This is a genomic window from Thiocapsa rosea, from assembly GCF_003634315.1.
In the GTDB taxonomy this organism is placed as follows: domain Bacteria; phylum Pseudomonadota; class Gammaproteobacteria; order Chromatiales; family Chromatiaceae; genus Thiocapsa; species Thiocapsa rosea.
The window spans coordinates 5,433,369-5,445,785 of record NZ_RBXL01000001.1; the positions used below are offsets into that span (position 1 = coordinate 5,433,369).

At 62.8% G+C, this 12,417-nt stretch carries 11 protein-coding genes and 1 tRNA gene; 10 read left to right on the forward strand and 2 right to left on the reverse strand.

The genetic code is table 11. The annotated features are described in order from the left end of the window. The first annotated feature begins 125 nt into the window (after positions 1–125). The 3 genes from gad to glsA all read left to right on the forward strand — a co-directional run bounded on the left by gad (position 126) and on the right by glsA (position 4,450). Positions 126–1,559 carry a glutamate decarboxylase gene (gene gad, locus BDD21_RS24205; RefSeq protein ID WP_211335154.1) on the forward strand — a complete coding sequence of 478 codons (1,434 nt, stop codon included), beginning with the start codon at positions 126–128 and terminating at the stop codon, positions 1,557–1,559. 152 nt (positions 1,560–1,711) lie between these two features. Continuing rightward, a complete protein-coding gene (gadC, locus tag BDD21_RS24210) occupies positions 1,712–3,247 on the forward strand; it encodes a glutamate/gamma-aminobutyrate antiporter (RefSeq protein WP_120799350.1) in 1,536 nt (511 codons plus the stop codon). 267 nt (positions 3,248–3,514) lie between these two features. Then, positions 3,515–4,450, forward strand: a complete 936-nt coding sequence (gene glsA, locus BDD21_RS24215; protein WP_245969792.1) for a glutaminase A — start codon at positions 3,515–3,517, stop codon at positions 4,448–4,450. Positions 4,451–4,532: 82 nt separating this feature from the next. Here the strand turns inward: glsA and BDD21_RS24220 are convergent, their stop codons facing one another. Continuing rightward, positions 4,533–5,168 (reverse strand): trimeric intracellular cation channel family protein, encoded by a 636-nt coding sequence (locus BDD21_RS24220; protein ID WP_120799352.1) that lies wholly within the window; start codon positions 5,166–5,168, stop codon positions 4,533–4,535. Positions 5,169–5,896: 728 nt separating this feature from the next. Further along, positions 5,897–5,973, reverse strand: a tRNA-Arg gene (locus BDD21_RS24225). A 409-nt stretch (positions 5,974–6,382) separates the two neighbouring features. Here BDD21_RS24225 and BDD21_RS24230 point away from each other — a divergent pair. From BDD21_RS24230 to BDD21_RS24260, 7 genes are all read left to right on the forward strand, one after another. Continuing rightward, positions 6,383–6,733: a hypothetical protein gene (locus BDD21_RS24230; RefSeq protein ID WP_120800113.1), complete on the forward strand. Its 351-nt coding sequence runs from the start codon at positions 6,383–6,385 to the stop codon at positions 6,731–6,733. An 81-nt stretch (positions 6,734–6,814) separates the two neighbouring features. Further along, the gene (gene mazG, locus BDD21_RS24235) at positions 6,815–7,615 is read left to right on the forward strand and encodes a nucleoside triphosphate pyrophosphohydrolase (RefSeq protein WP_120799353.1); all 801 of its coding nucleotides are present in this window, start codon (positions 6,815–6,817) and stop codon (positions 7,613–7,615) included. 187 nt (positions 7,616–7,802) lie between these two features. Next, positions 7,803–8,687 (forward strand): DUF4743 domain-containing protein, encoded by an 885-nt coding sequence (locus BDD21_RS24240; protein ID WP_120799354.1) that lies wholly within the window; start codon positions 7,803–7,805, stop codon positions 8,685–8,687. A gap of 27 nt (positions 8,688–8,714) precedes the next feature. Next, a complete protein-coding gene (gene ispG, locus BDD21_RS24245) occupies positions 8,715–9,947 on the forward strand; it encodes a flavodoxin-dependent (E)-4-hydroxy-3-methylbut-2-enyl-diphosphate synthase (RefSeq protein WP_120799355.1) in 1,233 nt (410 codons plus the stop codon). Positions 9,948–10,047: 100 nt separating this feature from the next. Then, a complete protein-coding gene (locus BDD21_RS24250; protein WP_120799356.1) occupies positions 10,048–10,539 on the forward strand; it encodes a GlcG/HbpS family heme-binding protein in 492 nt (163 codons plus the stop codon). Positions 10,540–10,765: 226 nt separating this feature from the next. Then, the gene (locus BDD21_RS24255) at positions 10,766–10,945 is read left to right on the forward strand and encodes a hypothetical protein (RefSeq protein ID WP_120799357.1); all 180 of its coding nucleotides are present in this window, start codon (positions 10,766–10,768) and stop codon (positions 10,943–10,945) included. Between the two features lie 330 nt (positions 10,946–11,275). After that, the gene (locus BDD21_RS24260) at positions 11,276–12,406 is read left to right on the forward strand and encodes an AAA family ATPase (protein ID WP_120799358.1); all 1,131 of its coding nucleotides are present in this window, start codon (positions 11,276–11,278) and stop codon (positions 12,404–12,406) included. The last annotated feature ends 11 nt before the right edge of the window (positions 12,407–12,417 follow it).

The window sequence follows — 12,417 nt, forward strand, 5'->3', positions numbered from 1 at the left end:
CACTCAACGGAATTTCCGCACTGAAGCAGTAGATTGTCGTTCCGCTCGGTCGATTGTTCGGCCGAGCGGCCGATATCGTCGGGGGTTCGATTTTCCCCTTTTCCATTGCCGAGGAGTATTCAACGATGCCGAAGCAGGACGTCAAGACGCCAACGGGTCGCAGCGATCGGGATCCTCTGAACGACGAGGTCGAGAATGCCAACGACGAGACCTACGGTTCGACCGAGCTCGCCACGGGGCTCCCGAAGTCGACCTTCCCCGATGGCGAACGCGATCCGCGACGCATCTATGCCGCGGTCCGCGACGAGCTGATGCTCGACGGGAATTCGCGTCAAAACCTCGCGACCTTCTGCCAGACCTGGGAGGAGCCCGAGATCCATCGACTGATGGATGACTGCATCGACAAGAACATGATCGACAAGGACGAGTATCCGCAAACGGCCGAGATCGAATCACGTTGTGTGCAGATGCTCGCCGGTCTGTGGAACGCACCTGCCGGCGAGCAGGCGGTCGGTTGCTCCACCACCGGCTCCAGCGAGGCCGCCATGTTGGGCGGGCTGGCCATGAAGCGCCGCTGGGAGACGCGTCGCCGTGCCGAGGGCAAGCCCACCGACAAGCCCAATCTGATCACCGGGCCGGTCCAGGTCTGCTGGCACAAATTTACCCGCTACTGGGATATCGAGCACCGCGAAATCCCGATGGATAAGGGCCGGCTCCTGATGACGCCCGAAGAGGTCCTGAGCCGCTGCGACGAGAACACCATCGGCGTCGTGCCGACGCTGGGCGTGACCTTCACCGGAGAGTTCGAGCCGGTGAAGGCGATCAGCGATGCGCTGGATACACTCCAGGCCGACACAGGTCTCGATATTCCGATCCACGTCGACGGCGCCAGCGGCGGCTTCCTCGCCCCCTTCTGCGCACCCGAGTTGGAGTGGGACTTCCGCCTGCCGAGGGTGCGCTCGATCAACGCCTCGGGCCATAAGTTCGGCCTCGCCCCGCTCGGTGTAGGTTGGGTGCTGTGGCGCGAAGAACAGGATCTGCCCGAGAGCATGGTGTTCTGGGTGAATTATCTCGGCGGCAACATGCGCGATATCGCGCTGAACTTCTCGCGGCCTGCCGGGCAGATCGTGTGTCAGTACTACAACTTCCTGCGCCTCGGGCGCGAGGGCTACCGAAAGGTCCATACCGCCTGCTATCGCAGCGCGGAATACCTGGCCGAGGAGATCGCGAAGATGGGGCCGTTCGAGATCGTCTTCGGCGGGGACATGGCGCGCGGCATCCCGGCGGTGTCCTGGAAGCTCATCGACGGCACCGATCCGGGTTTCACCCTGTTCGATCTGGCCGATCGGCTCCGGGTCCGCGGCTGGCAGGTGCCGGCCTATACCTTGCCGGCGAATTGTCAAGACCAGGCGATCCAGAGGGTGTTGGTGCGCAACGGCGTGAGTCGCGACCTGTGCACGCTGCTCGTCGATCACATGAAGGCGGCCCTGAGCCATATCGACGCGCATCCGATTCAGGAGTCGCTCACGAGCAAAGAGGCATCGGGGTTCCATCACTAGGACGTGCAACGCCCGAGGTCTCCACTGGCGTGCAGACCCTTCGGCGCCGGCATGGCGGGAGGGGGCTGCAATCCTCAAGAGCGGAGCCGGCGGACACAGGGCACTGCCCGGAATCGGCTTTTGGACTCGATGATCTGGAGAAGACTTTCGACATGGCTGCCAATACCGCAAACACACAATCGAAACAGCTCTCGTTACTGGGGTTCTTCGCCATCACGGCCTCCATGGTGATGGCGGTCTATGAATATCCGGCGTTCGCCACCTCCGGCTTCAGCCTGGTGTTCTTCCTGCTTCTGGGCGGCCTGCTCTGGTTCATCCCGGTCGGCCTGTGCGCGGCCGAGATGGCCACCGTGGAAGGCTGGCAAGAGGGTGGTGTCTTCGCCTGGGTGTCCAACACCCTCGGCGAGCGCTGGGGGTTCGCGGCGATCTCCTTCACCTACCTGCAGATCGCGGTCGGCTTTGTCCCCATGCTCTACTTCGTACTCGGGGCCTTGTCCTATATCCTGGCCTGGCCGGAATTGAACACGGACCCGGTCGTGAAGACCATCGCCGCCCTCGTCATCTTGTGGGCGCTCGCCGCGACCCAGCTCGGCGGCACGAAATACACCGCAAAGATCTCCAAGGCCGGCTTTTTCGGCGGTATTCTGCTGCCCGCCCTCATTCTGGTGTGTCTCGCGATCCTGCATCTGGCGAGCGGGGCGAAGCTGGAAATCACCATGGACGCGTCGACCTTTTTCCCCAATTTCACGCAGATCGGAACGATGGTGGTGTTCGTGGCCTTTATCCTCAGCTACATGGGGGTCGAGGCGTCGGCCACCCATGTCAATGAGATGCGCAACCCCGGGCGGGATTATCCGCTTGCGATCTTCTTGCTGATGCTCGCGGCGATCACGCTCAGCTCGATTGGTGGTCTGTCGGTCGCGGCCGTGATCCCGCATGACCAGATCAACTTGAGCTCAGGTGTTGTCCAGACGTTCCATCAGCTCATCCTCACCCATGGCGGGACCGGTCTCGGATGGGTGGTCCGGATCATCGCCGCGCTGCTGCTGCTCGGTGTGCTGGCTGAGATCGCGGCCTGGATCGTGGGACCCTCGCGGGGCATGTATGTGACGGCCGAGAAGGGGATCCTGCCGGCCGCCATGGCCAAGGTGAACAAAAACGGCGTTCCCGTGCCGCTGGTTGTCTTCCAGCTCTTGCTGACCACTGTCGCCATCGTCGTGCTCACCAATACCGGCGGCGGCAACAACATGTCGTTCTTGATCGCGTTGGCGCTCACGGTCGTGCTCTATCTCATGACCTATTTCATGCTGTTTCTCGGCTATATGACGCTGGTGCTCAAGCACCCCGAGAAGAAGCGCGGCTTCAACATTCCCGGCGGCAAGGTGGTGAAGCTATTGGTCGCCAGTTCCGGCTTCCTGGTCTCGTTGCTCGCCTTCGTGGTGTCGTTTTTTCCGCCGAGCGGTCTGCCGGGCGGGGAGAGCACCGACATCTACGTGGGGCTATTGCTGGTGAGCTTCCTGGTGGTCGTCATGATCCCCTTCCTCGTCTACGCGTTGCAGGGTAACCGGCCGGGACGGTTGGTGCACATCAACCACCACAACGCACCGGTCGGCCACTTTGCGATTCATCCGCGGGCCCGTGGTACCCATATCCTGGTGCCGCTCGACGCGCGCGAGGACACCGCTTAAACCGCGCCCGGTGCGGTATGCGTGATTTGTTGGAATGGCTTGGCCGCGCCAGCCCCGACGACTGTCGGAGCTGGCGCGGTTTGAAATCTTAAATAATTTCAAAGTCTAAACCGCGTCTCCGCAAAGGTCGGACACATCCTTGAGCCCGACACACAATGAAAACGACGCATGTCGCTCTGGACGTGCTTTAGGGGCTTCACACCAACTCGGGCGGAGAGATGCCAGTCCTTGGCTTTCTCCCCGCCCGCGCATCTCGGGAGGACAGCCGTGTCGAAACCACGGATCCAAGCAGCCGTTGCCGCCGGATACGCGGCCGCGAAAGGTGCAAAGGGCGGAAAGAACGCCGACTACATCCCTTTTCTGGCCTCGGTCCCGTCGGATCTCTTGGGTGTCTGCGTCGTCACCACCGACGGATGCATCTTCAAATCCGGCGACTCCGACCATGCCTTCGCCATCGAATCGATCTCCAAGGTCTTCACGCTCGCCCTGGTGATGGAGACCATCGGCGTCGAGGCTGTCCGCGAGAAGATCGGGGCCGACCCCACGGGACTACCCTTCAATTCGGTGCTGGCGCTTGAGCTTCATCAGGGTAAGCCATTATCTCCCCTGGTGAACGCCGGCGCGATCGCCACCGCGAGCCTGGTGCCGGGCAGCGACTCGGAGGCACGCTGGGCGGCGATCCTTGAGTGTCAAAGGCGGTTCGCCGGCCATCCGATCGCGCTCAGCCCCGAGGTGAACGACTCCGAGCAAGCCACGAATTTCCACAACCGCGCCATCGGTTGGCTGCTCTACAGCGCAGGATCATGCTTCTGCGATCCCCTCTGTGCCGTGGATATCTATACCCGCCAGTGCTCTACCCTCATCACCACCGTGGATCTTGCCGTGATGGGCGCAACCTTGGCCGCGGGTGGTGTGAATCCGCTCACCGGCGAGCGTGTGGTCGCGGACGTCCATACGGCGCCCATTCTCGCCGAGATGATGATGGAGGGTCTTTACACTGCCTCCGGCGACTGGGCCTACACCGTCGGCCTTCCAGGCAAGAGCGGGGTGGGCGGAGGCATCGTCGCGGTGGTGCCGGGGCAGATGGCCATCGCCGCGTTCTCCCCACCGCTGGATGAGGCAGGCAATAGCGTGCGTGGGCAGGTGGCGGTGGCGACGATCGCCAGAGAGCTGGGATGTAATCTTTTTTCCCGAGGGAGATGACCGGGGGAGCGGATCAAGCGGGGCGTACCGGCCCGATGACACATCGCTTGTCTGCATGCACCGTTCTCCCAAGGTGTGGACCTCAGTCCGCCTTCGCCTTCGTGATTAACCAATGAGGTACGGTTAAATCCCAGCGAATCGCTGCCGCGCGCAGCGCGAAGATAATTGCGACACAGCAGAGCGCACCGGCAGCTTGATGTTCCGGGGCCCAGGTCAGCAGCGCGACGTAGAGCGTGCAACCGATCAGTACCGGCGTGGCATAGAGCTCGCGCGTCATCAAGAGCGTCTGGCGACCTGACAGTACATCTCGGAGCAGGCCTCCGCCGATAGCCGTGACGATACCCAGAATGATCGGGGCGAGCGGGCGACCGAAGTCCATAGCCCATGCCTTGTCGACGGTCTGAATCGCGAACAAGGCGGCACCGAGGCCGTCGATATACAGCATGAGTTGGTAGATCTCTCTGCGCGTGAACAACGACTCGGCAAAGAAGGTGACCAGGCTCGCACCGATGGCGACCCATAGGTAGTTTAGATCGGAAGCCCAGAAGACCGGAACATCCAAGATCAGATCCCTGATGGTACCGCCGCCGACCGCCGTGATAATGCCAAGCACGACGGCGCTGAAGAGATCGATCCCTTTCGGTGCCAAAACGAGCACCGCCGTGACGGCAAAGGCGGTGATTCCCGCGATGCCGATCCAATAGCTGAAAGACTGCAACCGAGGCCCCCGCCAATGGGATTACACAAGTCCAAGAGCGCCCGGTCGATCCGGTATACGGCTTGGCAGAAGTCTGAGTAGATTACCGGTAAAGGCTCTCGCGATCAAAACCCCGGTCCCATTCTCCCATTCGGAAGAACGGCAACGCGTCCGTCAAGCTCGCTTTCAGCCACCGACAACATGGCGAGAGATCGCCTTCAGCCGGACGGCAGCCGAGAAGCTGACCTAAAGCTGCAGGCACCGACGCGCGGACGGTGGGTGGCCGCCGATTGGGTACGCGGTCCCGCTTGGATCGTACCGCCTGCACCTGTGCCGGATCACGTCCTTGACTCCTCTTTCCGGCGGCTGGCTGCGGACGGCGATTGGACCAGAAGCCCGGCATCCTCGACCTGCCGGCAGTCGCTCGAAGGAACTCAACCGACAAACCTTCGAGCGGCTGAAGAGTCAGCAAGGCCCTGTTCTGTTCATCGTTCGTCGTTCGTCGTTCGTCGGAATGGTCGGGCAGCTGCGACTGATCTAGAACGGGCGGGCTGGGCTATTGGACGATCTGGATGTCGAGGGGTGATTTGTTTCGCGAAATGGACGTGAACCCGCGAAACGACCACTCGTCCTCGGAGACCGCAGTCAAGCCATCCCGGAAGTGGGGACAAAGGTAGGGGTAAACTCTGCTCAAACGGCTTTTACGAAAAAAGGCTTAGCATTGATAGATGCTAAGCCTTTGTTCTTGTTGGCGCGCCCGGAAGGATTCGAACCTCCGACCACCTGGTTCGTAGCCAGGTACTCTATCCAGCTGAGCTACGGGCGCTTTAAGTATGGCGCTCCATCCGTGGAGGCTCTATCCAGTCCGGCATGCCTGCGGACTGATTGAGTGTTGGCGGGACGATTGTCGCCGTCACCACCGAGCCGCGTATCTTCCGGATACGGAGGGTCATTGTCAAGCGCCTCCGGCGCTCTTTCGACACAAAGCCGGCTCGGCGCGCGTGCGGGCGGAAGAACGGCAGACTCGGCCTCGGCCGAGTCCGGGTCGACGCGGTTGCTGGACCGCTGCCCCGGGCATCCGCTACCATCGGCCCCGGGGAAACGCTTCGGAGCCGGGCCGCGCTTTCTTTGAGTCCGGGGCGCGGTCCGGATCCCTGAATCGAAGGGCAGACGACCCCGAGTTCGGATTGTCGTGCCGGCGTTTTGCAGCGACCATCATCCTTCGGCGTCAGACCATGCGTATCATCCTCATCCTGATCGTCGCCGCTTGGGGCATCATCGCGCTCCTGACCTTCGCGACGACTTCCAGCAAATCGCTCGACGCTAAGTTGACCGCGGCTTACCTGCTCGCTTGGCCGGTCATAGCGATTGCGCTCTTCCTGAACGAGCCTGTGCCCCTTTGGCTCGCCGTGCCGACCTTGTTCGGGTTTTTGCCCTGGTTCCTGGCCGGTCCGCATCTCTACGCGATCGTGCGGGATCCGAGCCGCTCCAGACCCGACGAGATCATCGGCATTCCACGCGCTTATTGGAAATGGGGCGGAATCGGCTCGATTCTGCTCGGTCTGGCATTCGATGGATTCGTCTGAGAATCCGTCCTACGGCGCACCACGCTCGGCCGCGGGTCGCCTCGGCCATTTCCTCCGTCCAACATTCGACGACCCGGAACCATGAACCGACACGACTCGATTGCCGATCTCATCGCCATCGTCGCGCGCCTGCGCGACCCGCAGGACGGCTGCCCCTGGGATCAGGAGCAGACCTTCCGCAGCATCTTGCCCTTCACCTTGGAGGAGGCCTACGAGGTCGCCGAAGCGATCGAGAACGAGGACATGAAGGAGCTGCGCGAAGAGCTGGGCGACCTGCTGCTTCAGGTGGTCTATCACGCGCAGATCGCCGAGGAGCAAGGGAGCTTTGCCTTTCCCGACGTGGTTCAGTCGATCAGCGAGAAGATGATCCGCCGGCATCCGCATGTCTTCGGCGACGCGGAGCTCGAAGACGAGGAGGCGGTGCGGGCGAATTGGGAGCGCGAGAAGGCCGCCGAGCGGGCGAGTAAGCGCCAGCGGCCCATCGGGAGCGTGCTCGAAGGGGTCGCCCAAGCCCTCCCCGCCTTGGTTCGGGCCGAGAAGCTGCAGAAACGCGCAGCGGTCGTCGGCTTCGATTGGGACAGAATGGAAGAGGTCTTCGACAAGGTGCTCGAAGAGTTGCAGGAGTGTCGCGAGACGTTGCGTGCGCACGCCGAGCCGACCGAGCGGGTGCACGAGATCGGCGACCTGCTGTTCTCCTGCGTCAATCTGGCCCGGCACATGGGCGTGGATGCGGAGCAGGCGCTGCGTGCGGCGAACCACCGTTTCGAGCGACGCTTCGGGCGGGTCGAGGTCTGCCTGCGTGCAGGCGGGCAGGCGCCGAGCGTTGCGGCACGCGCGGAGATGGAGCGGCTGTGGAATCTCATCAAATCCGAGGAGCGTTAAAACCGCGCCTCTTGGCGATAGACTCGGTCGTCATCGGGATCTGCGACTGGAGTCACCAACGGGCGCTGCAGCGGGCGCGGTTTTAAGATTTTTTATCAACTAAACCGCGTCCTGCCGAGGTACTGGAGGGAGGGGCGGCAGGCGTGACCCGCATCGGTCGCATGAAACTCCAAGACGCGGTTTATCAATGAGCTATCTCGATAAGATCTATGCCTGCAATGCCTGGGAGCCCTCTGCGTTTGTTTCCTTCATCCGACGGGGCGAGCGTCTCGGGAGCCTGCGGCGCAGCGCAGCCGAAGAGCTGCGGCGCTGGCCGACGCGGTTTCGTGTCTCGCAGACGGCGGTCGAGTGGATCGAGACGCCGGATGATTTCGAAGGCTGCACCTTGGCGCTGGCCGAGGTCGCTCGTGGACTCGTCGACGAGGGCGTCATTCCCTATCTGCACGGCGAGCAGTACCCCGTGACCGCCGGCGGGCGTGAGGCGGCACGCTGCTTGGTCGACCGGGCCTGCGCGCCTTTCTTCGGGATGCGCGCCTTCGGCCAACATCTAAATGGCTACGTGCGGACCGCGCGCGGGATCGAGATGTGGATCGGTCAACGCTCCGCCGATCGCCGTCTCTACCCCGGGCGGCTCGATAACCTTGTTGCGGGTGGGTTGCCCCACGGTATCGCTCTGGTCGAGAATCTGCGCAAGGAGTGCGCGGAAGAGGCGGGCATGCCCCCTGCCCTTGCCGACCTCGCCGTGGCTGTCGGCGCAGTGACCTACTGTCGCGACTCGGAGCGCGGGCTAAAGCCGGATGTCATGTTCTGCTACGATCTGGAGCTTCCGGAGGACTTCGAGCCGCGCTGCACCGACGGGGAGGTGGAAACCTTCTATCGCCTTCCGGTGAAGGAGGTCGCGCAGATCGTCCGCGAAACCGATGACTTCAAACTCAACTGCAACCTGGTCATCATCGATTTTCTGATCCGCCACGGACTGATCCCACAGGACGACCCGCAGTATGTCGCGATCGTCCAGGGGCTGCGTTCCCCATTGCCCTCGTCGGATCAACGCCCGACTCCGACCAACTGACAGGGCCGCTGCGGCGGCAAAGGCACTATGAGCTCAATTCGATTCCCGATTCAAAGACGCCGAACCGTCCCCGTACGCATCGGCCCGGTGACGGTCGGCGGCCAAGCCCCGATCGTCATCCAGTCCATGACGAACACCGACACCGCGGACATCGAGTCTACGGTCCGGCAGGTCGCGGAGCTGGCACGCACGGGCTCGGAGCTGGTGCGGATCACGGTCAATCACGAGTCCGCGGCCCGCGCGGTCCCGGTGATCCGCGAGGCACTGGACGCCCAGGGGTGCAGTGTGCCCTTGGTCGGCGACTTTCATTTCAACGGTCACCGCCTGCTCACGGACTATCCGGAGTGCGCCGAGGCACTCGCGAAATACCGCATCAACCCGGGCAACGTCGGGCGTGGAGAGAAGAAGGACAGCCAGTTCGCGACCATGATCGAGATCGCCTGCCGCTACGACCGCCCGGTGCGCATCGGGGTCAACTGGGGCAGCCTGGATCCGGACCTGATCGTGCGGATGATGGACGAGAACGCGCGCTCGCCCGAGCCGCGGGATGCCGAGCAGGTGATGCGCGAGGCGATGGTGGAATCCGCCATCTCGAGCGCCGAACGCGCCGAGCAGGTCGGCCTGCCGCGCGATCGCATCATCCTGTCCTGCAAGATGAGCGGCGTGCAGGATCTGATCGCCGTTTATCGCATGCTGGCCGACCGCGGCGACTATGCCCTGCATCTGGGCCTCACCGAGGCCGGCATGGGCTCGAAGGGGATCGTTGCCTCCACCGCCGCCTTGTCCGTGCTGCTGCAGGAGGGCATCGGCGACACCATCCGCATCTCGCTCACCCCGGCACCCGGCGAGGCACGCACCCGCGAGGTCGTGGTCGCGCAGGAGATCCTGCAGACCATGGGGATGCGCTCCTTCGCACCCATGGTCACCGCCTGCCCGGGCTGCGGACGCACCACCAGCGACACATTCCAGCACCTGGCACAAGATATTCAGGCCTATCTACGGGAGCAGATGCCGGAGTGGCGCACCCGTTTCCCGGGCGTGGAGACCATGCAGGTCGCGGTCATGGGCTGTGTGGTGAACGGACCCGGCGAGAGCAAGCACGCCAATATCGGGATCAGCCTGCCCGGAAACGACGAGCGCCCGTCCGCACCCGTTTATGTCGATGGCGAGAAGGTCGCAACCCTCAAGGGCGACGGGATCGCCGAGCAGTTCAAGCGCATGGTCGACGACTATATCGAGACCCATTATCGGGCGCCGTGACGGGCGAGTCGGCTTCGGTGATTTCGGGAGAAAAACCCCGGCGCGACGCCGAATGAAGATGCTCGGTAAACCATTGCCCTAAAATAAATAAGGAGGAGATATGAAAAAAACGATTCCTGCTGTCATCGCCGCTGCATTGATCTGCGGACCGGCCATCGCCGACGGTCCGATGGTCGTACCGTTACAGCGTCTATCAATGGATGCGGCCGTGAAGATCGCCCAAGGGGCGATCGAGGAATGTCGCGAGAAGGGCATCCAGATCGCGGTCACCGTGGTCGACCGTGAAGGCACGGTGCAGGTGACCCTCCGCGACACCATCGCCGCGCCCATCACGGTGCCGATCAGCAAGATGAAGGCGTTCACAGCGGTGAACTTCAACGCCGCGACCTCGGCCATGGTCGATCGCGCCGATACGCCGATCGGGCGTGTCGAGGGACTGGTGATGTCCGCAGGCGGGGTCCCCGTGCTGGTCGGCGGCTCGTCGCTGGTGGCCGGGGTGGGTGTCAGCGGCGCACCCGGAGGCGACACCGACGAGGAGTGCGCCCTGGCCGGGATCGCCAAGATCCAGGACGATCTGGATATGGCGATGTAGGGCTGAACCGCGTCCGGTCGGATTTGGGTTGGACCGAGGTGCTATTGGCCTCGGTTCGACAAAGGATCTCGGCGCGACGCGGTTCAGGATGGGGAATCATCCGGGAAATTCCGAACCGCGTCGTGCACGGCGTGCCAGGGATCTTCAGAGGCTTTCGACCCCGCTGAAGACATGGCACATCGCGCCCGACGCGGTTTAGCGCCTACAACAGGATCGGGGGTGACAGATGCGTCTAGTGGAAGCCGAAGCGGCGTTGATCTCAGATCTGAAGGATGAAAGCGAGTTGATCGGCGAGATGCGCCTGCCCGCATTCACCGTGGTGACTGCGCGCCACCCGACGCTGGGCAAACTGGTGATCGTCATCGGGCCGGACGGTACGGGTGCGGTGGTCGAGGCGGACGAGTAGAGCGAGGGAGGCGTAGGGGCCAGCGTTCGGCTGGCGCGGAGCGAAGTATCCGGGGGGCGGCTCGGCTTCTCGATGCAGACCTCGCCCTTGAATCGGTGGCGACCATTCCGGCCCGTGCGACCTCGCGACCAGCGCCATCAAGGGCAAGCGGCTGGATCCGGACAGGGCACGCTCGTCGCATCCCTGCGAAGACAGCATCAGTCCGGCCGGAACGTCGAACTGCTTCTTCATCCGTTGCGGCGGATGGGAGGCTGCGCTTATGCCGTTTGACAACGAATCTTTTGTCATCTACTTTGGCAACATTTTCGTTGCCAAGTTTCTGCTCGCGCCATGTCGACCTTCCCACGTCCGAACCTCGAAGACGCCTTTTGGAGAGCCCTGGAGTCCGGCAGCCACCTGCTGCTCCCGGGACCCAGGCGCATCGGCAAGACAACGCTCTTGAAGCAGGCGCTCGCTCAGCCCCGCACCGACTTCTTTCCCGTCTATGTCTTCGTGGAGTCTATCGATTCCGTCGATGAACTGTATCGAAAGCTCCTGTCCTCACTCCTGGATCAGGAATTTGTGGGTAGACTCAGCCGCGCATCCAGGCGCTTCTCCACCTGGGTCGGACAGATTCGCATCGAGGAGATCGGTTCCAAGGTGCGGTTCGGGGCCGTCGGGCCGTTGGATCACCTCGATGAGTTCATCCGGTTCTGCCGAACTCTGGAGCTGGACGGGCGCATCCTCCTGATGGTCGACGAGCTCCCTCAGGCAGTGGAGAACACACTGGGCAGCAAATCGGAGCAAGAGCGACGCGAAGCCATTCGAATGCTCCAGACACTTCGCGACTGCCGCCACGATCCCGCACTCACGGAGCGCATCCAGTTTGTCTTCGCCGGCTCCATCGGACTGGAGAACGTCGCGGCGTCCCTCGGTGCAACCAAGCACATCAACGATCTGACGACGGTCCGGATCCCTCCGCTCACCCCGGACGAGGGTCGCGCCTTCCTAAACGCGGAGCTGACTCGCCTCGGCCTCGCGCACATCCCACAGCAAGTACGCGAGCACCTGCTCGGGCGGATCGGGTGGGATTGGCTGATACCCATCTTCATCAAGCGCCTCGCCGAGGAGCTGCCTCCCGATGCCTCAACTCCGGATGCGGTGGATCAGGCATTCACGACGCTGCTGACCCACCAGAACCTGTTCGAGCACTGGTACGGCCGGCTGCGAATGACCCTGGATCCCGGGGAGCTTCAGCTCGTCAAAGCAATGCTCGGCTACGCCGCAGACCCGCGCAACAACGGTATTCACAGCCGATCCTTGACCAACCTCGCGGTGGAGCATGGGCTCCTGGAGCATCAGGTCGATCTCGTCGGCATCCTCAAGCACGACGGCTATCTCAACAACCAGGAAGATCCGGCACGTTATCGCTTCAACTCGCCTGTGATCCGGGAATGGTGGTGGCGCAACGTCGCCAATTGACGGCAGGCGGG

Coding starts and splice junctions, on each gene's coding strand:
- gad (WP_211335154.1), top strand. CDS start 126: ATGCCGAAGCAGGACGTCAAGACGCCAACGGGTCGCAGCGATCGGGAT.
- gadC (WP_120799350.1), top strand. CDS start 1,712: ATGGCTGCCAATACCGCAAACACACAATCGAAACAGCTCTCGTTACTG.
- BDD21_RS24230 (WP_120800113.1), top strand. CDS start 6,383: ATGCGTATCATCCTCATCCTGATCGTCGCCGCTTGGGGCATCATCGCG.
- mazG (WP_120799353.1), top strand. CDS start 6,815: ATGAACCGACACGACTCGATTGCCGATCTCATCGCCATCGTCGCGCGC.
- BDD21_RS24240 (WP_120799354.1), top strand. CDS start 7,803: ATGAGCTATCTCGATAAGATCTATGCCTGCAATGCCTGGGAGCCCTCT.
- ispG (WP_120799355.1), top strand. CDS start 8,715: ATGAGCTCAATTCGATTCCCGATTCAAAGACGCCGAACCGTCCCCGTA.
- BDD21_RS24250 (WP_120799356.1), top strand. CDS start 10,048: ATGAAAAAAACGATTCCTGCTGTCATCGCCGCTGCATTGATCTGCGGA.
- BDD21_RS24255 (WP_120799357.1), top strand. CDS start 10,766: ATGCGTCTAGTGGAAGCCGAAGCGGCGTTGATCTCAGATCTGAAGGAT.
- BDD21_RS24260 (WP_120799358.1), top strand. CDS start 11,276: ATGTCGACCTTCCCACGTCCGAACCTCGAAGACGCCTTTTGGAGAGCC.